We start from the raw sequence: 23,921 nt of genomic DNA, 5'->3' as shown, positions 1-23,921 counted from the left end.
CCTCCCTGAACCCCATTCCCCAAAATTAGGAAACCAGTAACCGTGGGGGCAATAATGCCCTGTAACTTTGCTCCGGACTTAACTGCTGATGGTAAACTCCCACTACTACATTGGTAACTCTTTGTGGGGTATCCCTCACCTGAATTTCAACTTCATCAGGACGAATTCCTAACAACATACCATGATCCTGTCCTAGAGATTGAAAGGGTATTAATCTTACACGATTGGCATAAGGAGTGTTTGACACAGCAAGAATGGTATTGCCGGTCCCCTCTCCAAACGCCCCATAAAGTTCTTCCGGCAACACACATTTAAGTACTTCATATTCCAAAATGATGACCGGATGTTGGCTTAAGGGATCAATTAATTGGTTACCTGTATCAACCAGAGCCAAAACTGAGACTTTTTTCCCCCAGAAGGTTATGGTAAGGGGAATCTTTGTTGCTATTTGTGCAGATCCTTTGCGCCATCCTGTAACACCCCAGTGACCCAGAAACATGGCAATAAGTATAGTAGCGGTTAACACTGCCCATTTATTAAATTCTCCTAATCCTAGCTTGTTTTCCAAATCGATAACTGCTGTGTGCCAAAGATAATGTAAACCCGTGGCAATACCACCCAGGCAAAAGCTACTGAGAAATAAATAGCCTAGCTGTCGGATGAACTTTCGCCAACTCCTAAACCCAAAGGCAATTACAACCATGAGAGTGGCCACCAATATCTTGGCAAAAAAATGTAACATCATCGTAAAGCCTGGCCATAGCACTAAAAAAGCATAAATACACCCCACTGCCGCACCAGCTAACATCCTGGCAAAGGAACGTTCATTGCCCGTGAATCTGGATGTCAGCCATAGAGCAGTAAGGTTCATGGCAAGATTCACTATCAATACCTCATCTATATAGACCACTTGTCTCATCGCTGCTTCTCCCGGCTCTATAAAAACAGAGGGTCACTACCATGATATGGGGTAAGTTAATGAAATATGCCAGTTAACCCAATTAAAGGCTTGTCTTACGAGAATAAAATAAAAAACCCTGGCAGTATTATACACCACCAGGGTAAGGGAAACTTGTCAATATCTGGAAATCAATTCTAACTTTTTTCCCTCTTCGTTCGACAGTTTCATTCAACAATCTAGTCTGTGAATGTGAGATATGCCTGCGCTTCTTCCCAAACTTCCTCCGGCACAAATACATCAACTTGTGTGCCGGGTCCATTGGCAGATGTACCAAAAAGCACCGCATTAAAACTCTCCCATTTCAAGCTTACCGGAATATCCGCGCTTTCCAGTGCACTCTTAAGAATTTCAGCTTCCACCATGTTGGCAACACTGGTTAATAGACGCCATTTAGGAGCCAAGGAATTCACCTCTATCCGATGGGGTCGTTGATGTCATTACGGTTGGAGTCCTTGTGTGCCGGACCTTTATTACGATCCTCAAAGAATTGTTGACCCCTTACCTTATCCAAACCTTTTTTCGTAGTAAGAGTCTGTTTATCTGCATTGATTCGAGTGGTCATCTAGTTTCACCTGCCTCACTTTTTTATTATTTTTCCCGTAGCTTTAAAGAGTTATCCAAGGGAAGAGGTACTGTCAATAATGCCCATGCCGGGCGCGCGTAAGTAAGGGAAAGAAGTCGATGAAAAAACCTCCTGCTTCTGCAGGAGGTTCGTTACTTAGCGGCGACGTAGGAAAGCCGGAATGTCCAGATCGTCGTGGCTAGCAAAGGGTTTAATTTCCATCTCTGGTTTTTTCTTATCTTTTTTGGGAGCTACCCGTTGGTCAAAGCCGGTAGCAATAACGGTTACACGAACTTCTTCATTCATTCTCTCGTCAATTACCGCACCAAAAATAATGTTAGCCTCGGGATCTGCAGCCTGAGCAATAATTTCGGCTGCTTCATTTACTTCGAACAAGCCTAAGGAGGAACCGCCGGTGATGTTCAACAATACACCTCTGGCACCCTCAATGGAAGTTTCCAACAGGGGGCTGGAGATCGCCATCCGAGCAGCCTCGGTGGCACGATTTTCGCCAGTGGAGGCACCGATACCCATCAAGGCAGAGCCGGTATCCTTCATAATGGTCTTCACGTCGGCAAAGTCTAAGTTAATTAATCCCGGAACAGCTATCAGGTCTGAAATGCCCTGTACACCTTGACGTAGTACATCATCTGCAATACGGAAGGCTTCTACAATGGATGTATTTTTATCGATTACCTGTAACAGTCGATCGTTAGGGATGGTAATCAATGTATCTACTCTGCTTTTTAAGTTTTCGATACCTAACTCGGCCTGGGTTAGTCTTTTTCTGCCCTCAAAGGTGAATGGCTTGGTAACTACACCTACGGTAAGAGCACCCATTTCCTTCGCAATTTCGGCTACCACAGGAGCAGCACCTGTACCCGTGCCACCACCCATGCCGGCAGTGACAAAGACCATGTCAGCACCCTTTAATGCCTGCATAATTTCGTCACGGCTTTCCTCCGCTGCTTTACCACCAATTTCCGGGTTAGCACCGGCACCCAAGCCTTTCGTTAACTTAGTACCTATTTGTATTTTATGGTTACTTTGAGACAAGAACAGAGATTGGGCATCGGTATTGACCGCTACAAACTCAACACCCTTGAGCCCAGCAGTGATCATTCGGTTAACTGCGTTGTTTCCGCCGCCACCCACACCGATTACCTTAATGTTTGCAAAATGGTCCAGGTCCAGTTCAAAGTCCAGCATAAAGTTATCCTCCTCCGTATTTACCATCAAGCACCTTATCTTATTACGTAAACTTATCCAGAACTTGACGCCATCCTGAAGTGCGTCCTGATCGGCGGAAATCTCTTTTGGCACCATAAATGACCAGCCCAATAGCCGAAGCATATACTGGGCTAATCCACTTTTCGCCGGGTACACCCACTTTACCCGGAGAACCAATGGAGACCTGGGATACCTGTAATACATTCTTGGCCATAGGTAATAATCCTTCAAGCAGAGAGCCGCCACCGGTAAATATAGCACCGCCTGGTAGAGACTCTGGCCTACAGGACTGATGTATGGCCTGAAGTGCTAATTCAAGAATTTCCTTTACTCTAGATTCAATAATATCTCTGGCAGCGCTTGGCGATACTTTTCTCTGTTCATGCCCTCCCACGCTGCTGATTTCCAGATCATCTGCTGCTTCTGGGGTAGAGAGCCCCAGAGCCTTTTTTATCCGCTCTCCTTCACTAATAGTAGTTCTTAGGCAAAGAGCTAAATCGCTTGATATATGTTCGCTGCCCACAGCTAGGGAATAAGTGTGGACTAACAGCCCTCCATCAAAAATGGCTAAGCTACTGGTCGATCCCCCAAGATCCATTAATACGGTACCGATTTTTTTGTCGATATCCGTTAACAGGGCTTCCGCCGCCGCTACTACCGAGGGGATTATTTCAGCTAGCCGTAACCCGGTAAGTCTAACGCTATTTGCAAGTTGCTCCTCAAATACTTCCCAACCAGTTAGTTGGATTGCCACTGGTGACGCCACGTATACCTTTTCAATCGTCTCTTTGGCCATTGTTTCCGCTAGTAAAACAGCTTGGGATATGGACTTAGTCAAAGCAGTTTCATCAAATACTGATCCCTTACGTATACCAAGCGTTGGGCATTCGCCCATCCCCAGAATTTGGGGATAACCGTTAGGTCCTACTTCGGCAATAACTGAGACGATTTTGGTGGTACCAACGTCAAGTCCACAGACTATATGTCTCCTGGCCAAGCCAGGCACCTCCTAATGCAAAAGGGTTTACTTAAAATGTAAATTCAACATAGAATAAAAATTCCCTTTTACAAATACTTATTTTTTTAATAAATGACGTCGTATGATCGCAAGATTCTGAAATAAACGCACTCCAAAGGCCACCACAGCGGCTGTACTTAAGGGGACACCCAGTTTTGTACCAATGTAGGCTAAACCGGCAGCCAGCAAAATATTGCTAAAAAAACCGGTAATAAAAATGTGATTATCGTAATGGTTCTCCATCGCAGCACGAATACCACCAAAAACGGAATCTAATGCCGCCAGTACTCCTAAGCCAAGATATTGGGCATAGGCCTGTGGTAGTACCAGGGGAACGTTAAGCCCAACCAATGCTCCTAGAGCTAACCCCAACAGAGCTAATAAAACTCCGATCCACATTATTGTGCCTCCTTAAGTGGTTTGGCGTATTCCAGATGAATCCGGTGATTATAAGCAGGAATCACTAGAGACGGTTTCTTGGTGACGGTGACGGATACTCCCCAATCTCGCATGGTATCCACCAAGCCCCCCTTGATTAACAAACCACTTTCCAGTTGATCCGCAGAACCAATGGCCAATACTGAATAGGGGGGAGAAATTCGGGTCAAGTTGATATCGATAAAGGAGCCTGCTAATCTGATTTCACTCGTGGAAATAATTCTTTGTCCGTTAATGGCCAATGCTTCAGCCCCAGAAGCCCTCAACTCGTTTACCACCCTTAATAAGTCTTCATCCCTTACGGTAAATAAGTTATCACCTTGCTCAGGTTCCCGCCTAATGGGAGCCAAGTTAACTTCTACACCGGGTCCTTCCAGTTTGGTCATTCCTGCCAACTGGCGAACCTTAACCAGTTCATCAAACACTGCTTGAGATGCTTCGGGACGGCCTTTTTCTGCCTTTGCCACCTTCTCCTCAAGATCGCTGGCCTCAATCAAGAGATTGGCATATTCCTTTTCCAATTGTTTTAATTCCGTCGTAAGAAGCTGTACACGGTCGTAGGGTACGCCGGAGTCCACTCTTCCGGCAGTACGAAATTGGAGAGCCATCATCAAGCCCATTACCAATGAAACTAACGTAATGGAAACATATAACGTTTTATTCATTTATCTCCCGCCTTATTCTGCCTCCGGCGCCTGTGCGTACTCAAAGGTAGTTGGCCCAGTGTATTGCGGCACTTCTAAATTATTTTTCTTGCGAACTTGAACCTGAATTCCCCAAATCTTTAATTGTTCTACCACCCCACCCTTCATGTAAAGAGAGTTCTCCAATGTTTCCGGATTGCCGATGGCAGTAATGATAAAGGGGGCTGGTAATCTCTTGTTTTTATTCGTGAGAATGGTGGGACCAATGCAACGAATTTCACTGGTGGCAATTAGGCGCACACCATTTAAGGCAATGGCCTCTGCTCCAGCTGCCTTTAATTCATTTAAGACACGTAGAACATCCTCATCGTGCAAAACGTATAAATTAGGATCTTGTCCGGCGGGTAGGGCAACATTGCTATCATTTAGAGATACTTCTACCCCTGTACCGCTGACAGCTTTACTTCCGGCAATGATCCGTAGGGCCTCTAACTCTTCCCGCGTGGTGTTTGACTGTCCATTGGCCTTTTTATCGAGCTTTTCCCGCAGCTGGTTTACTTTCTTTTGTAGTTGATTTCTCTCTTCACGTTTTTGATTAATTTCATTCACCAGGGTTTGAACCCTGGCCACTGGGGGTGTCTCGTTAATTTCCTTGGAGGAACGATATTGCATAGCCAACATAAGTCCCAAAACCAGGCCAACCAGAATAATACCCCATTGATATTCTTTCAGTTTCACTGGCTAACCTCCTATTGCCTGGTGTATTTCACTACAGGCACCCTTGGATTGGATAAATCTACATACTCTATTTTATCCCCAGGTTGCTTTAGGCTACTTAATACCTGTTGAAAAACGCTAGCTTTATAAGGAAGTTCCTTGGGCAAGCCCATCCGTGCCTGGACTCCGTCAATGGTGTAAAGATAAATCTGGCCCGCTTCATTAATATTCATCTCAGACAGTTTCATAGTAAGTGAACGAGGAAGTTGTGATAGGGCATTGAGAGCCATTGGTAAATTTTCTGACTCTATTATTTTGCCAGGTCCATTTACCTTTAACTCCAGTCCGGTAATAATCGGTAAAGCAGAGGCAATTTGACCCTTTTGCAAGTATACCCCGTCGGAATCCACTTTAATAAAACTATTTTGCCAGGGAATCAATGCTACAGCCTTTCGTTCTACCACATTGATCACTATCTTATCGGGCAACACACGCTGCAGTGTAGCTTTTTTGATCAGTGGGACCAGACTAAGTTTCTCTTCTGCTTCGGAAAGATTAACTTTAAAAAGATTTTCTCCATTATTTAGACCGGAGAATTTTACAAGTTCTTCCTTGGTTAGCTGACGACTACCCGTTACTGCAAAGGCTCGTATTTCAAATATCGGTGACTGTAATGTGACATAGGCCGCCACTGCTACCAGCAAAATAAAAAAAACACTTTGTACTAAGTGGTTTTTTTTTCGCGGCGCCCCTGTACGCGGTCGATACACAGCACCCTCTCCTTGCCTAATATTTTCCGTCTGTAGTACATTTTGACAATATTATAGCGAAGATATGATAACTTGTCCAAGATAATACTAAAAAAAGAGTCATCTGACTCTTGGCAATTGTTGAAATAGTGCACGCCGGCAGATTGGAGCAGGTATAATGATCCCTACCTTAGTACAGGCACCTACAGATACAAATTTTCTGAATTTCACCTTACAGGATCTAAAGCTTATAGCCACTCCCTTTGAAATCCAGTTTATCCTAAACGGGAGCTTGCCTGTTGCACAATTAGCTATTCACTCTGATAATCCGTGCCCCCAGGGAGTTATATTTCTTTTCAATCCGTTCATACCCCCGGTCAATATGCTCAATTTGGCTTAGCACGGTACCATCTTCTGCAGCCAAGGCCGCCAGAATTAGTGCTGCACCAGCCCTTAAATCTGTGGCCTCCACACAGGCTCCTGTGAGGCGTTCTACCCCTTTCACCACTGCGGTATGCCCTTCCAGATAAATGTCTGCTCCCATTCTACGGAATTCAGAGATATGTTTAAATCGGTTTTCAAAGATGGTTTCCGTGATTACACTGGTTCCCTCGGCCACGGTGAGAAGGGCCATCATTTGAGATTGCATATCGGTGGGGAAACCGGGATAAGGCATCGTCTTTAGATCCACTGCCTTCAGGGTACCGCTCCCCTGGACTCTCACCCAATCATCTCCTACCTCTACCAGTACCCCAACCTCTCTCAACTTATAAATCAAGGGATCCAAGTGTTCAGGAATTACATTGGTTACCGTCACATCCCCCTGGGTAATCGCACCGGCTATTAAATGAGTTCCTGCCTCGATACGATCTGGGATAACAGTATGGGTAACAGAATTTAATTCTTTCACTCCTTCAATACGAATCACATCAGTCCCTGCTCCCACTACTTTTGCGCCCATAGCATTAAGAAAATTCTGCAAATCAACAATCTCCGGCTCTTTAGCTGCATTGCGTATGGTTGTTATTCCTTCTGCCAGGACACCGGCCATCATTAAATTTTCCGTTGCTCCCACACTGGGAACATCAAAATGAATGACTGATCCAGTTAATTGACTAGCTTCTGCTGTAATATAACCAAATCTTTCAGTAATTTTTGTTCCCAATGCAGTTAAACCCTTAAAATGAAGGTTCATCGGGCGGGAGCCAATATTACAGCCCCCGGGATGAGATATTTTCACGCTACCGAATCGTCCCAGCAGTGGGCCTAAGACTAAATTCGATGCTCTCATTTTTCGCATGAGATCCTCGGATATTTCCTGCTGTTGGACTCGAGAAGAGTCAACTGTCATGGTGTTCCCCTCAAAGGTTACTTTAGCTCCCAAGTAATTGAGTAATTCCTGCATCACCAGAACATCTCTTAACCTGGGTACCTGATGCACTGTACATACACCGCCAGTAAGCAAAGTTGCAGCGAGAATCGGTAAGGATGCATTTTTAGAACCATTGGCCTTAATACTGCCTTTCAGGCGGTTACCACCTACAATGACAAATTTTTCCATGTTGTCACCTCCGCCTAATCTTCTCCTAACACTCTTACTTCCAGGTGCAGAGTAGTACCAAAACGCTCCTGCACCTGCCTCTTTATTTTTTCGATTAGGGTTAATACATCCTGGGCCGTAGCCTGACCCAAATTGACGATCCAGTTAGCGTGTTTTTGGGATACCTCTGCATCCCCCACCCGCAGCCCTTTACAAGCACAGGCTTCAATAAGCCTCCCGGCGTAATCTCCGTCCGGATTCTTAAAAACACTGCCCGCAGTGGGATATCCCTGGGGTTGAGCAGCCTTTCTCTTGCTCAAGTATTGCTGGGTTTCTTCTTTGATGGTTTCACTTTTTTTGGGAAAGCCCTGCCAGATGGTTTCCAAACAAACAATAGGTTTTCCCTGCAAAATACTGGAACGGTAGGAAAAATTCAATTCGTCCTTTGGCAATATAATAAACCGGTTTTCTTCATCTAAAGCAACAACAGAAACCAGCACATCTGCCACACAACCGTTGATAGCTCCGGCATTCATCAGGACGGCACCGCCCAAGGAACCTGGAATACCGGCCGCAAATTCAAAACCACCGACGCCAGCCTGCCGGGCCGCCGCTGCCAACTCTGGTAGCAAAGCCCCGGCGCCAGCCTTAAGAGTAGTACCTTCCAAAGAAATGCCGGCCAAACCTCGCCCCACTTTAAGAACCATACCTCGAATACCGCCATCCTTCACTAAAAGATTCGAGCCATTACCGATGACAGTAAGGGGTATCTGATTATTTCTGGCAAACTCCACTGCTTGACGAACATCCTCTTTATCCGCAGGATTTATAAAAAGATCCGCATTACCACCAATTCGCCAAGTAGTATGTTTCTTCATTGGCTCTTTGACTAGTACAGTCCCTTTCACCAATGACTGGAGTTCGCCAGCCAGTGAGGTGTAGTTCATGGTTACTTTTCCTCCAGTCTCTTGAGCAATTCCCCACCCAACGTCCAAACATCACCAGCACCCATGGTCAGTACCAAATCCCCTTCTCGAACACGGTTTTGCAAAAAATTCACAGCATCCTGTAAGGTAGCCAGGTAGTGTACCTCCTGCCCCTCTCGGTGGGGTATATGATCAATAATCAACTGCGTATTGATACCCTCAAGGGGTGTTTCACTGGCTGCATAGATATCTGTCAAAATTAATAAATCCGCGTTGTTAAAGGCCCCGGCAAATTCCCGATACAATTGACGCGTACGGGTGTACCTGTGAGGTTGGAAAACCACTATAATTCTTCCTCTGTGAGCGGACCTGGCCGCCTGTAGAGTGGCTTTTATTTCGGTAGGATGGTGAGCATAGTCATCCACAATTTTAATGCCGTCTATTTCTCCAATAGCCTGGAAACGCCGCTTGGCACCCCTAAACTCTTTTAACGCGTTGGCTATCCCGGAAAATGGCAAACCAACATATTGCCCAACGGCCACAGTTGCCATGGCATTAAGGAGATTATGAGTTCCCGGCACATAGAGTTCCAGTTCACCCAGTCTGTCTCCTTGGTAATATATTTCCCCCCGGGAGATGCCGTTTTCCACTCTGTAAGAATGAAGGGTGAAATCCGCTCCCGAATCCCGGGAACCATAGGTCACCACTTGACAGGGCAAACCAGGTATCATTTGTTTTAAAATTGGGTCATCCAAGCAGACAATAGCCAACCCTTCGGCAGGCACTTTATGCAAAAACTCCCGAAAAGCCGTGATAATATTTTCCTGAGAGCCATAATAATCCATGTGGTCATCTTCTATATTCGTTACGATAGCGATCTCGGGATTCAACAACAAAAATGAACCGTCACTTTCATCCGCTTCCGCCACTAGAAATTCTCCCTGACCCACTTTGGCATTGCCACCAATATTGCTTAAGTCACCTCCAATAAGAATGGTTGGATCCAATCCGTTCCCTTCAAGAACTAGGGCGGTCATGGATGTTGTGGTGGTCTTACCGTGGGCACCTGCCACAGCAATGCCTCGCTTACTACGCATTAGCCGGGCCAGCATTTCCCCTCTTCTTACCAGAGGCAAGCCTCGCCGTTGTGCCTCCAAAATCTCTGGATTAGTGGAAGAAATGGCTGTTGATACAACCACTTCATCAGTTTGGTCGCTGATATTAGCCTCATTATGCCCGATGTGACAAACCGCACCCAAAGCCTCTAATCTTTCTACCACAGGCGAGGTTTTAATATCTGAACCTGACACCCGGTAGTCCTCCATACCCAGCAGAACGGTAGCAATTCCACTCATACCGGCACCACCGATGCCAACAAAATGAATCCCTTTTTGGTCTCCCTGCACTTGCATCACTCCTTCCCGAAACAGGACTACCTCTTGAAACTCACTGATTATCAAGAGTGTTTCTGTAAGTCATACTATGCATGGCGCCTGAGAGGTGTTACTGACCGCTAGGCGACAGCGAAGTAGCTTGTCCTGCTTCGACTTAAAAAACTTTACTTGTTGTCTTGATGGGAGTGTCGCCAAACTACTTTTTTGCGCACTCCCTTTTAGGGCCTTCTGCCCTTAGCTTTTAGCTTTGCAATCAGTTTGTTATAACTGAAACCTATACAGTAATAAAATAGGGTTCTTCTAATTTAAACTAACCAAGTCTACTGCCGTGGCAAGATTTTTTCCACACATTTTATAATATCATCAAGAGCCTCGGGCCGTCCTAATTTTTCACTGGCCAGAGACATGTTTCTTAAACGGTTCTCATTTGAAATAATCTTTTGTAGCTCTGCTATTAGTGTAGCCCCGGTTAATTCTGCGTCTTTAATAAGTACCGCCGCCCCCCGGTCAGCGAGAGCTTTGGCATTAAACTCCTGGTGATTTTCCGCTGCATAGGGGTACGGTATTAAAATTGAGGGTAAGCCTAAAACCGTGAGTTCTGCTAACGTTGCAGCCCCGGCCCGACTAACAACCAAATCCGCAGCAGCCAAAGCTTCTTGCATGTTATACAAATAAGGTTTTATTATAATATTAACATATTTATCCAATTCAATACCCCGGTCTTTAGCCGCATCAAGAAACTCTTGGTAACCCGCCTGACCGGTGGCATGAATGATTTGTATGGCCGGTTGATTACCATAATGCTGGATCACTTCTACCATCGCCTGATTGATTCTTCTGGCTCCCCGGCTGCCACCAAAAACCAAGAGTGTCAGCCTTTCTTCGTCCAACCCTAAGGCTTTTAAGGCTTCCCGGCGATGGGACTCAGTAATTTCTGGCCGCACCGGCAAACCTGTAACCGCAATTTTATCCCTATTGGAAAAGTATTGCACGGAGTCTTCAAAGGTAACGGCAACCCCTTTGGCCACCCGGGATAAGATCCGATTGGTAATACCCGGCAGAGCATTTTGCTCGTGGATCAAGGTTGGAATGCCCCTACGAGCGGCCGCTAAAACCACCGGCCCACAAACATACCCCCCGGTTCCTATCACCACATCGGGACGAAAATTCTGGATAATCCGAGCTGCCTCACGATAGCCTTGCCAGGCTTGCCAAAAAACCTTTAGGTTAGACAGCGAAAGTTTCCTTTCCAGCCCGGATACAGTAATGGCCTGAAACGACAAATTGGCCTTGGGGACTATGTCCGCCTCAAGACCATGATTGGTTCCAACATAAAGAATTTCTGTATGGCTAAAATGGCTTTGCAGTCCTTTGGCAATGGCCAGGGCCGGATAAATGTGGCCCCCGGTTCCACCACCTGTTACTATGGCACGCACTTGATTCACCTCTTCTTGAGGTTCGAAGTTCAAATTTCGCTAGGACTACGAATACCTCTTGTTTACTGTATGTTCTTACATGAGTAATCATACGGCCTGATTCGCTATCTTGGATTGGTAAACCGCGAAATATTTAACACAATACCAATCCCTATCAGGGTAAAGAGTAGGGAGGTACCACCATAACTTATAAAGGGTAAAGGTACTCCGGTTACCGGCATGGAACCTGTCACAACACTCATATTCATTAATGCTTGCAGGGAGATCCCGCTGGTAATCCCTGCGGCCAGCAAGCTGGCAAAGGGATCCGGTGATGTGACGGCAATTTTTAGTCCACGCCAGACAAACATAATAAAGAGCAAAACAATTAAAGATGCACCAATAAAGCCTAACTCTTCACCGGTGATGGCAAAAATAAAATCGGTATGGTTTTCCGGCAAATAGAGAAATTTTTGTTTACTTTGCCCTAATCCCATACCAAATAGACCACCGGAACCAAGGGCATATAAAGATTGGATAATGTGATATCCGGTCCCCTGGGGGTCCGCCTCAGGATGCAAAAAGGCCAAAAAACGGCTCATCCGATAGGGTTCCAGGGCAATCGCCAAACCCACCATGACAACCCCGGCACCGCCTAATGCTCCTAAATGAAATAATCGTGCTCCCGCGGCAAAAAGCATAATAAAAATGGTGCCACACAAAACCATGGCGGTTCCCAGATCGGGCTGCTTTAAAATAAGGCCCGCAGCAATGGCCATCACCACTAAATAAGGCAGTAGACCTTCCTTAAAGTCTCGTATTCTTTCACCCTTTTTGGCTAAGCCAAAGGCCACAAACATAATTAAGCACAGCTTTACCATTTCCGCTGGTGAAAAAGACATAAAACCTAAATCAATCCATCGTTGAGAACCATTTGTTTCGGTGCCCACTCCAGGGATGAGCACTACGGTTAGTAAGACAAAACCTGTAACAACAATGGGTCCTATCCAACGCTTTAAATTATTATAATTAAAATTCATCATAAAGACCATCGCACCCAGCCCAAGCAAAGCCCAGAGCAGTTGTCTTTTAAAGAAGTAGAAACTATCTCCGTACCGGACCATTGTAACATATTGACTGGCGGAAAAAACCATTACCAGGCCCACGCATAAAAGCATGAGGACTGTCAGGAACAGTACAAAATCCGGGGGACGTTTTTTGAGACGCAATAGATTCTACCTCCTTTTGGGCCATTGGCTTTAAGCCTTTACTCTTTTCCCAGTTCCAGTACCAACTGCCTAAACAGCTCCCCGCGTTCTTCAAAGTTTTTAAACATATCCCAACTGGTACAGGCTGGGGAGAGGAGCACTACTTCACCGGGTTTGGCCTGTTGGTAGGCCAACGTAACCGCCTGAGTATAGTCCTCGGCGGGGAATATGTTGGTAAAGCCTTGTTGCCGGGCAGCTTCTTCAATTTGGTAGCCATGTATGCCTACCGTAATCAGTACCCGAACCTTTTCCCTGATCTTTTGGGCAAAGTTGTTAAAGGACACCCCTTTATTCTTTCCACCGGCAATGAGAACAATGGGAACATCATAGGCTTCCAGAGCTTTCATAGCAGCATCTGGATTGGTTCCTTTGGAATCGTTAACATATGCCACTCCATTCAGAGTGGCAATATACTCCAAACGATGAGCAACTCCCATAAAACTTACCAGAGTTTGGGCAATATCTGCCGGAGCCAGTCCCATAGCATAGCCTACGGCGGCGGCGGCCAAAGCATTTTCCAGGTTGTGGCCGCCAGGGATTTTCAAGTTTGCTACAGCGGTAATTTCATAGTTGCCACGCATCCCGTTAACCATGATTTTCCCTTCTTGGATAAAACTACCTTGTCCTAAGATATGCTGCCGACTAAAAAATATGACTCTATCTTGGCATTTTCGTGCAAAATCACGGGTAATGGGATCATCGTAGTTTAACACAAGCCAATCCCCGGCCTGCTGGTGAGCAAAAATACGAGCCTTAGCCCTACTGTATTCTTCCATTGTTCCGTGGCGATCCAGGTGATCCGGGGTGATATTTAGGATCACTGCTACCCGCGGTCTAAACTGCTCCGTAGTTTCTAACTGAAAACTGGATACTTCCGCCACTACCACGTCTTTTTCCGTGTATTTTTCCACTTCACTGACAAGGGGTAACCCGATATTGCCAGCTACCAGGGTTTGGTACCCAGCATCCCGAAACATTTGACCGATTAAAGAGGTGGTTGTTGTTTTACCATTGGTACCCGTAATAGCCACAATGGGCGATTTGGTAAAATGGTAACTGAGCTCCAACTCGCCAATCACCGGCACACCCTTTTCCCTAGCCTGCACCACTGGTGACACAGTTAAAGGTACACCAGGACTCACCACCACCAGATCATAATTCTCTTGGTCAACCACAGGACTAGCTCCTAAATACAGGGTGACTCCTTGAGAAGCTAATTGCTCTGCCAACGCTCCCATTTGTTCCTTGCTACGGGAGTCAGTTAAAGTAACCGTAGCCTTTTTCCTGAGGAGAAATTCACTCACCGCTTGACCACTAACACCTGCTCCAACAACTAATACGCGTTTGTTTTCTAAATTCACTTGGTATGCTCCTTTATTGGCTGTCGGCCATCAGCCATCGACCGTCGGCCTTGTTTAGACTTAGTCCAGGGCCTGTGAAAATATTGGCCTTAGGCTGTAAGCCATAGGCCTTAGGCTTTTTCAAAAAACTTCTCGGTATATAGTATTGCAACTAAAGTAACTTCTCAAATCTAATAGATCTTCAAAATAAATCTTTTAGGCCTAAGGCTTATGGCCTGGAACCGCCCCAAGGCCCTTCCTACCCCAACCCGCCAATCGATAGCAACCCCAGTACAGAAAAGAAAAAACTCAATAGCCAAAAGGTCACCACCACCCGGGTTTCCGACCAACCGGACAGTTCAAAATGATGGTGCAAAGGACTCATGCGAAACACTCGCTTGCCAGTTGTTTTAAAAGAAATGACTTGGATAATTACCGAAAGGGTTTCCAGTACATACAAGCCACCGATCACGATCAGCAGTAATTCATTGCGAGTTACCACCGCAGCAGCTCCTAAAGCCCCTCCTAGGGCTAACGATCCGGTATCACCCATAAACACTTTGGCTGGATGCCGATTGTAAAACAGAAAACCGAGACAGCCGCCTGCAACAGCAGCCATGACTACCGCAGTACCCAATTTGCCACTGATTAAGGCCAACAAGGCAAAGGCAGCCGCTGTAAAAATCGTTGCTCCTGCAGCTAAACCGTCTAAACCATCCGTTAAGTTGACGGCATTACTGCTGGCCATGAGTACAATCAGGGTAATCCCAAAAAAGGGCCACCAACCAAGATCAAAGCTGATCCCACCATGGACAAAGAAACCGGAAAAGGGAATTACATAATCCGTACCTCTCCCCAGTTGAAAAACAACTACCACTGCTAAGACCGTGGCTAAAATCACTTGTCCCAGTATTTTCTCCCGGGCCTTCAAACCGAGATTCCTTTTTAACACTACTTTAATAAAATCGTCAATAAAGCCAATTAGACCGTAACCTAATGTTACCGCCAAAACAACTAACCCCTCCGCCCGACCTTGAATTCCGGACGTCAATACTATGCCCCCGGCCACAGCTATCCCAATTAAAAACATGATGCCACCCATCGTAGGGGTTCCGGATTTAGCCATGTGTGCTGCAGGCCCCTCAGCCCGTATCGTTTGACCAAATTTTAGTCTCCGCAGCAACGGTATCGTAAAGGGGCCCAAAAGGACTGTCACCAGCAGACTAATGCCTGCAGCTAACCAAATCACTGAATAATCCATCTTAGGTTCCCCCTTTACGTTAATTCTTTTACGATTTGTTCCATTGTCATGCCCCGGGAACCCTTCACCAGGATCGTATCACCGGATTTAATGATGGTTCGAAGTACAGCGATTGCTTGGGAATTGTCCTCACAGTGATGAACCTGTTCTTGGGTAAGTCCTCCGGTAATGCCTCCCGCGGCGATCCACTGGGCCAGGTTACCTACAGCTATCAAGTGATCCACTCCGGCTCTAGCCGCTGCCTCTCCAACCTCCCGGTGACCAACTTCTTCCATCGCACCCAATTCATACATGTTACCCAATACAGCAATTTTCCTGCCACGGTTGGTTTCTTGCAAAACGCCAATAGCCGCTTTGGTAGAAGAGGGACTGGCATTATAGGTATCATTAATAATCGTCATACCATGAGACTGGAGAATTTCCAGTCTCATATGAGAAAGGGCTACCTGTGCCAGCCCCCGGGTAATTTCCTCAAAAGTTAATCCCAATTGTAAACCTACACCAATGGCTGCTAAGCTGTTCATTACATTATGACTTCCTGGAACAGGCAAGTAAATTTCCCCTGCTCCGCCGGGGTAGGTGACTTCATACCGTACACCGCCCTCCTCTGGCCTAATGTTATGGGCTACAATGTCGGCATTGCCTTGCAAGGAGTAAAACCATACTTTACCCCGGCAGCGGGTGGCCAGCTCTCGGAGCCAAGGGCTGTCTCCATTCAACAGAGCAAACCCCTCTTCACGAATGTGCTCCAACACCTCTGTCTTGGCCAGGGCAATATTGTGTACCGAACCCAAACGCTCCAGATGGGCTTCACCAATAGTCGTGATGACTGCCCCGGTAGGTTTAGCCAGTCCTGCCAGGAAATCGATCTCCCCGGAACCACGCATACCCATTTCCACCACCGCAGCCTGATGTTCCTGTTGGAGATTTAACAGAGTTAAAGGCAAACCCAGTTCATTGTTATAATTAGCCTCTGTCTTAAGAGTATGATAGCGGATTTGTAAGACAGCAGCGATCATATCTTTGGTGGAGGTTTTGCCGTTACTGCCGGTTATGGCCACTACTGGAATAGCTTTTCGTAGACGATTGTAAGCAGCCAACTCTTGCAACGCTTGTAACGTATTGGTCACTTGGATAACAGGAACCGTTGCCGGAACAGTCTCCACCCGATGAGCTACCAGCAAGGCAACGGCTCCTAGTTCCACTGCTTTTTGGATAAAATCATGGCCATCCACCTGCTGCCCCTGTAAAGCTACAAAAATATCTCCACTCTTCACTTTACGGCTATCCGTTGCAACCCCATCTACTAAAACATCTGGGGTTCCCTGCAAGAGAGTTCCCTCAGTTACCGTTATGATTTCTTTAATAGTACAAGTAAGCATCTATAAGTCCCTCCCCACCTAGCTACCAGATGTCTATCTTTGTTCTTAAGCTGAGGGCTAAAAACTGAAGACTGACAGCTATCCCGGATACCCTCTGGCAGCTAACGCCTCGGTAGCCACCAATCGATCATCAAAGGGATATTTCGTCTTGCCAATAATTTGATAGTCCTCGTGACCTTTGCCGGCAATGACCACTACATCACCATCCTGAGCCATCTCAATGGCTCGCATAATGGCTTGGCGGCGGTCCACAATTACTAGGTAATCCTTAGGAGAAGCTACCCTTTGCACTCCCGGCACCACATCTTGAAGAATTGCCTCAGGATCTTCCGTACGCGGATTATCGGAGGTAACCACAGACAAATCACTGTACCGGGCAGCAATTTCCCCCATGATGGGACGCTTGGTGCGGTCCCGGTCACCACCACAACCAAATACCGTGATTAATCTGCCACTGGTGATCTGGCGGGCGGTAGTGAGAATATTTTCTAAACCATCCGGCGTATGGGCATAGTCCACCACCACAGCGAATCCCTGGCCTTTATCTACCAATTCAAAACGACCGGCTACACCAGGCACCTGATTGAGAGCAGCCGTAACGGTTTGGGCCGGATAACCCATGGCCATAGCAGCAGTATAGGCCGCCAAGCTGTTATAGACATTAAAGCGCCCGGTGAGCTTTAATGCCAGTTTATGTTCACCCCAAGGTCCCTGAACTGTGTAGCTAACTCCCTGGGGAGTAATCTCAATATCTTTGGCTACAACATCAGCCGGTTGATCAATGCCATAAGTATATACTTTACCTCGACTTACTTGGGTTAGTTTCACAGCTGCCGGATCGTCAATATTAATGACAGCGTATTCTATATCAGTCTGAAAAAGTGTTGCTTTGGCTGCCAGATACTCTTCCATGGTGCCATGAAAATCTAAGTGGTCCTGGGTCAGGTTGGTAAATACCGCCACTCGATAGTCCACTCCGTTCACCCGGTTCAAAGCCAATGCATGTGACGAAACTTCCATCGCCACACCACCAACCCCTTCATCAACCATTTGAGCCAATAGTTTTTGTAAATCTAGGGATTCCGGGGTGGTATTGGTAACCGACAACACCTTATCGCCCACTACATTATGAATAGTACCGATAACACCGGGTTTAATACCGGCCTTTCGCCAAATAGCTGCAATTAAATGGGTGGTAGTCGTTTTCCCATTGGTGCCGGTAACCCCCACCATCGTCATTTTTTGGGAAGGAAATTCATAAAAGGTATCCGCTAGTAAAGCCAACGCCTTTCTGCTATCGGATACCTTAATTACAACAACCCCTGGAGCTACGGGAACTTCCTCCTGCAGCACCACAGCAATGGCCCCTGCCGCCAATGCCTGATCAATATATTTATGTCCATCCGTTTGATACCCCTTGACAGCTACAAACAGATCCCCTGCTTGGGCCTGTCTGGAGTCGTAACAAAGGCCTTCTATATTCATTTCCACATTACCGTAGACAGATAAAACCTCAATCTTCTCCAGTAATTGTTTAAGAAACAAGACAATCCCCCCAAACTTATTACATTTCCTATTCTTACCAATTATCCATCATTTATGCTTAGCAGGTTGCCACAAAAACCCTGGCCCCCCTGTATGGGAGGCCAGGGTTTAATTGGCCTATGGTCATGTCTTTTGATCAGAGGAAGGAGGTTTAAATTCAACCTTTACAGCACTCCCTCGGGTTAATTTTGCGCCTTCCGCCGGGTTCTGGGTTTCCGCCAAGCCGCTGCCGGAAGGTTCTAATTTGAGGCCTAAACTCTCAAGCAAATTGCCAGCTTCTCGAATGGTCTTTCCTTTTAGATTAGGCACCGAGACTTGCTCACCCTGTTTAGTTTGACTTGTTCCGCTACTTAGATCCAGGATAACTGTAGTTCCGCTCAATACCAGTGCTCCGCTTTCCGGTATTTGACCGTAGACCATTTTCCCTTGACCTTTGCTTTCAAAAGCCAGACCAGCTTCCCTCAAGAGCTTTTGAGCTTCTTCCAGTGGTAAGTTTACCACATTGGGTACGGCAACCTCAATTCTTTCTTCTTCTACATCCCAGGGATTAATCTTGGTAGGTTTAGGCAGATTCTTCTGCTCCGGCACCCCCAGGTAACGAAGCACATCCAAAGCCAGGGACGAAAATACCGGGGCTGCCACCTGACCACCGTAATAATTACCGCCCTGAGGTTCTGCAATCATAATCAGTACCGAGATTTTCGGATCATTCACCGGTGCGAAACCGGCAAAGGAAGCTACATATTTGCCACTGGCATAGCCGCCTCGTTCCGCTACCACCTGGGCCGTTCCGGTTTTACCGGCAACCCGGTAGCCATCCACATAAGCATTTCTACCAGTACCTTTAAAAACAACGTTCTCCAATAGTTGATTGGTTGTAGTCGTTGTTTCGTTAGAAATTACCTTACGAACCTGCTCAGGTTTAAATTCCCTAACCACATTTCCTTTGTAATCTTCAACTCTTTTTACCAGTTGGGGCTTCATTAAGTTACCACCATTAGCCACCGCACCTATCGCGGTGATTAGCTGAATGGGGGTCACTGCAATGGATTGACCAATGGACATCGTACCAATATTCAGGTTGGTAGCATCTTTCTCAGGTATCATGATACCCCTAGCTTCACCCGGCAAGCCGATACCAGTGGTTTGGCCAAAACCAAAGGCCCGAATATATTTGTAAAATTTTTCTTTTCCTAGATTCAGCCCTGTCTGAATAAACCCAGGGTTGCAAGAGTTTTCTACTACCTCGGCGAAACTCTGACTGCCATGTCCACCGTCTTTCCAACAGCGTATTTTGCGATCCGCTATTTGGTAATATCCCGGATCATAGAACCTGTCGTTTGGCTTAACTGCATTTTCCTCCAAGGCAGAGGCAGCCGTAATAATCTTAAAGGTGGAACCAGGTTCATAGTTATACCACACCGCCGGGTTACGATCCCAAACACTTTGCGGGACTTCCCTCCATTTAGTAGGACTAAAGGTGGGACGGTTGCCCATTGCCAACACTTCACCCGTCTTAGGATCCATCACAATGATCACTGCCATTTTAGGATTATAGGAGGCAACGATCTTGTCTAATTCTCTCTCTACAAAATGTTGAATTGTCTGATCCAGAGTAAGCACTAGGTTGTTTCCCTGGGTGGCTGGGATATATTGGTGCAGAGCTTGGGGAATTTCCCGACCGGCAGCATCATGTTCAATCACAATCCGCCCTTGAATCCCTTTTAATTCTTTATTATATGCGGCCTCCATTCCCATCAGTCCTTGGTTGTCGGTCCCGGTAAACCCAAGAATATGAGGGGCCAGGGTTTCCTGCTTATAATAGCGCTTACTTTCTTCGGCAAAACCTATGCCATCTATCTTCAATGCTTTAATTTTCTCGGAGGTTTCAAAATCAACCTTGCGTTTGAGCCATTCAAAACGAGACTTTTTAGTAATGATTTGTTTTACCTTAGCCTCATCCATCAGCAAAATGGGGGCCAATTGAGCAGCTACTTGATCGGGCTTTTCTATGTGGTTGGGTATAGCGTAAACAGAATCGGCACTAATACTGGTCACCAGCTCATTGCCGTTACGATCTAGAATGCTGCCTCTTTTGGCTTCTACCGGGACATCTCTCATTCTGTTTACCATACCTTGTTCACGAAGCTCATCACCTCGGACGAATTGAATCCAGGCAAGACGTACAACAATTAAGGATAAGAAAGCGGCGGCCAGTAGAAAAAGACAGGTTATCCTCCTGCGAACAAGTATATTGGTAGTTTTCAACCCGATTCCTCCCTAACAGGCCTGACGATTACCCCTTCCCTACGGTTTTTCCCCAGCGATCTACCAGTTTGACAAAGGCCTCTATAACAGGATTCTGAGAGTTCCCCCCCACCTGATTGTCCTTCTTTTGAAGGGTATCTTCTTGAACCCCAGGAGACACTTTTTCACTGGCTGGGTCTTTCGTTCCCCCTGTGGAAGCCATAGGTAAGGCGTCTACCAAAACCACTTCATTGGGATCTGGTTTTACCATGCCCAGTTTAGTGGTGGCGATGGCCTCGATTCTTTGTAAAGACAGCAACTGATTCGCTTGAGTTTCCAAGTATTCTTGTTCAGCCTGTAAAACATTTAGTTGGTTTTGTAGTTGACTAATTTGATAACCTACAGTTGATACCTGGGCAAAATAATAAGACACGATAATACCTATCATAAATAATGCAAAAATGCAGCTAATTAATAGCATTCTGCCCCTGCGAACAGCCCGCTTAGATAGCCTCTGCGCCACTTTGGGTTGCTCTGGTTGTCTTTCCTGCTGTGGCAAATAGCTAAATTTTTCCTGTGCTACACTCAAGCTTATGCACCTTCCATTCTATATAGAACCTGGTATCTCTATATACTTAATTTTTCCACAATCCTAAGTTTTGCACTGCGGGCCCGAGGATTGGTCTCTACTTCCTCTTTGGATGGTTCAATGGGCTTATTGGTGATAATCTTAACCTGTGCTGTTTTGCCACAGGCACACACAGGAAAAGCAGGCGGACAGGTACAAGGGTTAGCCAATTCCTTAAAAGTGTCTTTAATAATTCGGTCTTCCAGAGAGTGGAAGGTGATTACACTAATTCGACCGCCTGGATGTAGTGCTTCTACGGCGTCTTTCATAGTTTTGTTTAAAATATCTAATTCTTGGTTGACGGCTATGCGTAAAGCCTGAAAGGTTCTTTTGGCGGGGTGTGGACCCTCCCGGCGTGCTGCAGCAGGAACCGCTGCTTTAATAATTTCCACCAATTTACCAGTGGTGGTAATAGGCTGTCTGGCTCTCTCCGCAACAATAAAGGTAGCTATTCGTTTGGCCCATTTTTCTTCACCGTATCGGCGAATGATATCGGCTAATTCTTGCTCAGAAAACTTATTTACCAAATCTTTAGCACTGGTAGCAATGTCTGGTGACATACGCATATCCAGTTCTGCATCATGCATATAACTGAATCCCCGGTTCGGTGTGTCTAACTGGTAAGAAGAGACTCCCAAATCAAACAACACACCATCCACTTTATCAATTCCCAGTTCCTGTAATATGTACTTTAATTCATAAAAGTTTCTTTGCACCGCATGAAACTGACCGGCGAAACTCTGAAGACGCACAGCAGCATTATGAATGGCTGCCGGGTCCTGGTCTATACCAATCAGTCGTCCCTCCGGTCCTAATTTACGCAATATTTCCGAGCTGTGTCCAGCTCCCCCGAGGGTACAGTCCACATAGATGCCCTGTGGTTTTATTTTTAAACCTGCTATTGATTCATGCAATAGCACAGATACATGTTTAAATTCCATTGTTTCGCCTTTCAAGAAAGATTGATCATCGGCTGTCAGCCTGTAGGTCCCTTACATTTTCATAGTAGTAGGTTCTTTTAAGTCATGACAGATTTATTGTAAACAATTCTGCTATGTTCAATACTGTTTTATAGTAGAACTGTTTTATAGTAGAGTAAATTTCGAATCTCCAGTTACAATAGATCAACGATTTTCTCTGCTAACTCTTCAAAGGAGGCTTCCGCCTGTGTATTGTAACGATCCCACTCTTCCTTAGACCATATTTCTACACGGGTGGATACCCCAACAACCATTGTTTCTTTATCCAATTTGGCATATTCTCGCAGATTATTAGGCAGCAAAATGCGCCCCTGTTTGTCTGCTTCACATTCAGTGGCTCCAGAAAAGAAAAAACGTACAAAGGCCCGGGCATCTGCCCTGGCAAAGGGCAGCGACTTGAGCTTTTGTTCAACCTCTGCCCATTCTTGCAAAGGGTAAACAAAAAGACAGTTGTCAAGTCCCTTGGTGACAATAAACCGGTCACCCAGGCCTTCACGGAAGCGGGCTGGGACTATTAAGCGACCCTTTGGGTCGATGTTGTGTTGGAATTCCCCCATAAACATGTTATCATGCTCCACTTTGTGGGTATATCCTACCACTTACTACCACTTTACACCACTTATTCGCTGCCTTGCAGAAAATTCCTTCCTACTCTCGGTACTTTTTGATATTTTTGGGAAAAAATAAAACCAAACCCAATTGGTTTGGTTAGTACATGTCTTTACTTATAGCTCCACCATCGACCGCTTTCTTTTCTTAAATACTGCCACCTGTCGGAAACCAATTTCCTTTAATAACTCTGCTGCCCGACACAAACCCTCCCCTACCAGTTCGGGTTTATGGGCATCGGAGCCTAGTGTTACTGGAACACCATATTCCAGGCAAAGCCTGAGAAACTCCGGTGCCGGATAAAGCTCAGCGCAAGGGTAGCGCCAACCGGCGGCATTTACATCAATACAGACATTATGTTCTTGAAAAACCTTGACGGTCTCCTGATACAACCCAGTGATCGGAGAGGAAGGCTTAAAACCAAACTTTTTAATCAAATCCGGATGAGATATGATATCGAACAGACCCGTTGCAGCAGACTGTTGGAGAAGTTTAAAGTAACTGTGATACAATTCATCAATATCGCGATGGTTGTATTCTTCTATCAAGGACGGGTCATCAAAGGCCCATTCTCCAAAAAAGTGTACCGACCCCAAAACATGATCCAAGGGTAAGGATAACAATATTTTTTTAAGCTCCTCTTCATAACCGGGAATATAGTCAGCCTCCACCCCTAGTTTAATAGCTAAATCCGGGTTATCTTGTTGGGCTTGTTGCACTTCGTTAATATACAACGGGAGATCAGAAAAGGGCATGGCCAATTCCGAGTTCCGCCGTGATTCCGGTAGCCAGTAAAGGGGTAAATGTTCTGAGAAACCTAGCTCAGTCATTCCTTTTTTGCGAGCTGCCTCTACATATTCTTTAACAGTGCCTACCCCGTGGCCACTTCTAAAAGTATGGATATGGTAATCTACCAACATATTAGCCACTCCTTGGATTTTATTTGCTTCAAGTTTAGCTTATTCCGTGGAACTTGCCAAGTTGTTACTAGGTCCATAAAGCCAGCTCCATATTGAAGCCAGTTAAATATTTCGGTATGATAGGTAAAATAAATAATGATTAGGTGA

Annotated in this window: 23 protein-coding genes; all 23 read right to left on the bottom strand. The window is 45.9% G+C overall.

The window, feature by feature from the left end; genetic code table 11:
• Positions 1–25 precede the first annotated feature (25 nt).
• The 23 genes from spoIIGA to BUA78_RS05940 all read right to left on the bottom strand — a co-directional run bounded on the left by spoIIGA (position 26) and on the right by BUA78_RS05940 (position 23,774).
• Positions 26–919 (bottom strand): sigma-E processing peptidase SpoIIGA, encoded by an 894-nt coding sequence (spoIIGA, locus tag BUA78_RS06045; protein WP_072911932.1) that lies wholly within the window; start codon positions 917–919, stop codon positions 26–28.
• Between the two features lie 218 nt (positions 920–1,137).
• On the bottom strand, positions 1,138–1,371 hold the full coding sequence (locus BUA78_RS06040) for a putative signal transducing protein (RefSeq protein ID WP_238456739.1): 234 nt from the start codon (positions 1,369–1,371) through the stop codon (positions 1,138–1,140).
• Positions 1,372–1,373: 2 nt separating this feature from the next.
• The gene (locus tag BUA78_RS20165) at positions 1,374–1,523 is read right to left on the bottom strand and encodes a hypothetical protein (RefSeq protein WP_175548979.1); all 150 of its coding nucleotides are present in this window, start codon (positions 1,521–1,523) and stop codon (positions 1,374–1,376) included.
• A 156-nt stretch (positions 1,524–1,679) separates the two neighbouring features.
• Positions 1,680–2,732, bottom strand: a complete 1,053-nt coding sequence (ftsZ, locus tag BUA78_RS06035) for a cell division protein FtsZ (RefSeq protein WP_072911927.1) — start codon at positions 2,730–2,732, stop codon at positions 1,680–1,682.
• Positions 2,733–2,775: 43 nt separating this feature from the next.
• Positions 2,776–3,750, bottom strand: coding sequence for a cell division protein FtsA (locus BUA78_RS06030; protein WP_072911925.1), 975 nt, complete (start codon positions 3,748–3,750; stop codon positions 2,776–2,778).
• 78 nt (positions 3,751–3,828) lie between these two features.
• On the bottom strand, positions 3,829–4,170 hold the full coding sequence (locus tag BUA78_RS06025) for a small basic family protein (RefSeq protein WP_072911922.1): 342 nt from the start codon (positions 4,168–4,170) through the stop codon (positions 3,829–3,831).
• Positions 4,170–4,874 (bottom strand): DUF881 domain-containing protein, encoded by a 705-nt coding sequence (locus tag BUA78_RS06020; protein ID WP_072911920.1) that lies wholly within the window; start codon positions 4,872–4,874, stop codon positions 4,170–4,172. Before BUA78_RS06020 ends, BUA78_RS06025 begins: the two co-directional genes overlap by 1 nt.
• 12 nt (positions 4,875–4,886) lie before the next feature.
• Positions 4,887–5,591 carry a DUF881 domain-containing protein gene (locus BUA78_RS06015; protein WP_072911917.1) on the bottom strand — a complete coding sequence of 235 codons (705 nt, stop codon included), beginning with the start codon at positions 5,589–5,591 and terminating at the stop codon, positions 4,887–4,889.
• 11 nt (positions 5,592–5,602) lie between these two features.
• The gene (locus tag BUA78_RS06010; RefSeq protein WP_072911915.1) at positions 5,603–6,340 is read right to left on the bottom strand and encodes a cell division protein FtsQ/DivIB; all 738 of its coding nucleotides are present in this window, start codon (positions 6,338–6,340) and stop codon (positions 5,603–5,605) included.
• Positions 6,341–6,626: 286 nt separating this feature from the next.
• The gene (gene murA, locus BUA78_RS06005) at positions 6,627–7,880 is read right to left on the bottom strand and encodes a UDP-N-acetylglucosamine 1-carboxyvinyltransferase (protein ID WP_072911912.1); all 1,254 of its coding nucleotides are present in this window, start codon (positions 7,878–7,880) and stop codon (positions 6,627–6,629) included.
• 14 nt (positions 7,881–7,894) lie between these two features.
• On the bottom strand, positions 7,895–8,806 hold the full coding sequence (gene murB / locus BUA78_RS06000; protein ID WP_072911911.1) for a UDP-N-acetylmuramate dehydrogenase: 912 nt from the start codon (positions 8,804–8,806) through the stop codon (positions 7,895–7,897).
• Between the two features lie 2 nt (positions 8,807–8,808).
• On the bottom strand, positions 8,809–10,197 hold the full coding sequence (gene murC / locus BUA78_RS05995) for a UDP-N-acetylmuramate--L-alanine ligase (protein WP_175548978.1): 1,389 nt from the start codon (positions 10,195–10,197) through the stop codon (positions 8,809–8,811).
• A 302-nt stretch (positions 10,198–10,499) separates the two neighbouring features.
• Positions 10,500–11,615: an undecaprenyldiphospho-muramoylpentapeptide beta-N-acetylglucosaminyltransferase gene (gene murG / locus BUA78_RS05990; RefSeq protein WP_072911906.1), complete on the bottom strand. Its 1,116-nt coding sequence runs from the start codon at positions 11,613–11,615 to the stop codon at positions 10,500–10,502.
• Between the two features lie 104 nt (positions 11,616–11,719).
• On the bottom strand, positions 11,720–12,823 hold the full coding sequence (gene spoVE, locus BUA78_RS05985; protein WP_072911903.1) for a stage V sporulation protein E: 1,104 nt from the start codon (positions 12,821–12,823) through the stop codon (positions 11,720–11,722).
• 38 nt (positions 12,824–12,861) lie between these two features.
• Positions 12,862–14,223, bottom strand: a complete 1,362-nt coding sequence (gene murD, locus BUA78_RS05980; protein WP_072911902.1) for a UDP-N-acetylmuramoyl-L-alanine--D-glutamate ligase — start codon at positions 14,221–14,223, stop codon at positions 12,862–12,864.
• A 238-nt stretch (positions 14,224–14,461) separates the two neighbouring features.
• Entirely contained in the window at positions 14,462–15,463 is a 1,002-nt protein-coding gene (gene mraY, locus BUA78_RS05975; protein ID WP_072911899.1) for a phospho-N-acetylmuramoyl-pentapeptide-transferase, read from the bottom strand.
• A 14-nt stretch (positions 15,464–15,477) separates the two neighbouring features.
• Positions 15,478–16,845, bottom strand: coding sequence for a UDP-N-acetylmuramoyl-tripeptide--D-alanyl-D-alanine ligase (locus tag BUA78_RS05970; RefSeq protein WP_072911897.1), 1,368 nt, complete (start codon positions 16,843–16,845; stop codon positions 15,478–15,480).
• A 78-nt stretch (positions 16,846–16,923) separates the two neighbouring features.
• Positions 16,924–18,390 carry a UDP-N-acetylmuramoyl-L-alanyl-D-glutamate--2,6-diaminopimelate ligase gene (locus BUA78_RS05965; RefSeq protein ID WP_084082328.1) on the bottom strand — a complete coding sequence of 489 codons (1,467 nt, stop codon included), beginning with the start codon at positions 18,388–18,390 and terminating at the stop codon, positions 16,924–16,926.
• Positions 18,391–18,513: 123 nt separating this feature from the next.
• On the bottom strand, positions 18,514–20,658 hold the full coding sequence (locus BUA78_RS05960) for a stage V sporulation protein D (RefSeq protein ID WP_072911891.1): 2,145 nt from the start codon (positions 20,656–20,658) through the stop codon (positions 18,514–18,516).
• A gap of 28 nt (positions 20,659–20,686) precedes the next feature.
• A complete protein-coding gene (locus BUA78_RS05955) occupies positions 20,687–21,226 on the bottom strand; it encodes a cell division protein FtsL (protein ID WP_072911889.1) in 540 nt (179 codons plus the stop codon).
• Between the two features lie 38 nt (positions 21,227–21,264).
• Complete coding sequence (gene rsmH / locus BUA78_RS05950) at positions 21,265–22,206, bottom strand: 16S rRNA (cytosine(1402)-N(4))-methyltransferase RsmH (protein WP_072911886.1); 942 nt, start codon at positions 22,204–22,206, stop codon at positions 21,265–21,267.
• Positions 22,207–22,379: 173 nt separating this feature from the next.
• Positions 22,380–22,808, bottom strand: a complete 429-nt coding sequence (gene mraZ / locus BUA78_RS05945) for a division/cell wall cluster transcriptional repressor MraZ (RefSeq protein ID WP_072912053.1) — start codon at positions 22,806–22,808, stop codon at positions 22,380–22,382.
• A gap of 162 nt (positions 22,809–22,970) precedes the next feature.
• A complete protein-coding gene (locus BUA78_RS05940; protein WP_072911884.1) occupies positions 22,971–23,774 on the bottom strand; it encodes a histidinol-phosphatase HisJ family protein in 804 nt (267 codons plus the stop codon).
• Between the last annotated feature and the right edge of the window lie 147 nt (positions 23,775–23,921).

Source organism: Desulforamulus aeronauticus DSM 10349, assembly GCF_900142375.1.
GTDB lineage: Bacteria > Bacillota > Desulfotomaculia > Desulfotomaculales > Desulfotomaculaceae > Desulfotomaculum > Desulfotomaculum aeronauticum.
This window is presented reverse-complemented; position numbering and strand designations above follow the sequence as displayed.

Coding starts and splice junctions, on each gene's coding strand:
- BUA78_RS06020 (WP_072911920.1), bottom strand. CDS start 4,874: ATGAATAAAACGTTATATGTTTCCATTACGTTAGTTTCATTGGTAATG.
- spoIIGA (WP_072911932.1), bottom strand. CDS start 919: ATGAGACAAGTGGTCTATATAGATGAGGTATTGATAGTGAATCTTGCC.
- murA (WP_072911912.1), bottom strand. CDS start 7,880: ATGGAAAAATTTGTCATTGTAGGTGGTAACCGCCTGAAAGGCAGTATT.
- BUA78_RS05940 (WP_072911884.1), bottom strand. CDS start 23,774: ATGTTGGTAGATTACCATATCCATACTTTTAGAAGTGGCCACGGGGTA.
- ftsZ (WP_072911927.1), bottom strand. CDS start 2,732: ATGCTGGACTTTGAACTGGACCTGGACCATTTTGCAAACATTAAGGTA.
- BUA78_RS06025 (WP_072911922.1), bottom strand. CDS start 4,170: ATGTGGATCGGAGTTTTATTAGCTCTGTTGGGGTTAGCTCTAGGAGCA.
- BUA78_RS05970 (WP_072911897.1), bottom strand. CDS start 16,845: ATGCTTACTTGTACTATTAAAGAAATCATAACGGTAACTGAGGGAACT.
- murC (WP_175548978.1), bottom strand. CDS start 10,197: ATGCAAGTGCAGGGAGACCAAAAAGGGATTCATTTTGTTGGCATCGGT.
- BUA78_RS20165 (WP_175548979.1), bottom strand. CDS start 1,523: ATGACCACTCGAATCAATGCAGATAAACAGACTCTTACTACGAAAAAA.
- mraY (WP_072911899.1), bottom strand. CDS start 15,463: ATGGATTATTCAGTGATTTGGTTAGCTGCAGGCATTAGTCTGCTGGTG.
- mraZ (WP_072912053.1), bottom strand. CDS start 22,808: ATGTTTATGGGGGAATTCCAACACAACATCGACCCAAAGGGTCGCTTA.
- murB (WP_072911911.1), bottom strand. CDS start 8,806: ATGAACTACACCTCACTGGCTGGCGAACTCCAGTCATTGGTGAAAGGG.
- rsmH (WP_072911886.1), bottom strand. CDS start 22,206: ATGGAATTTAAACATGTATCTGTGCTATTGCATGAATCAATAGCAGGT.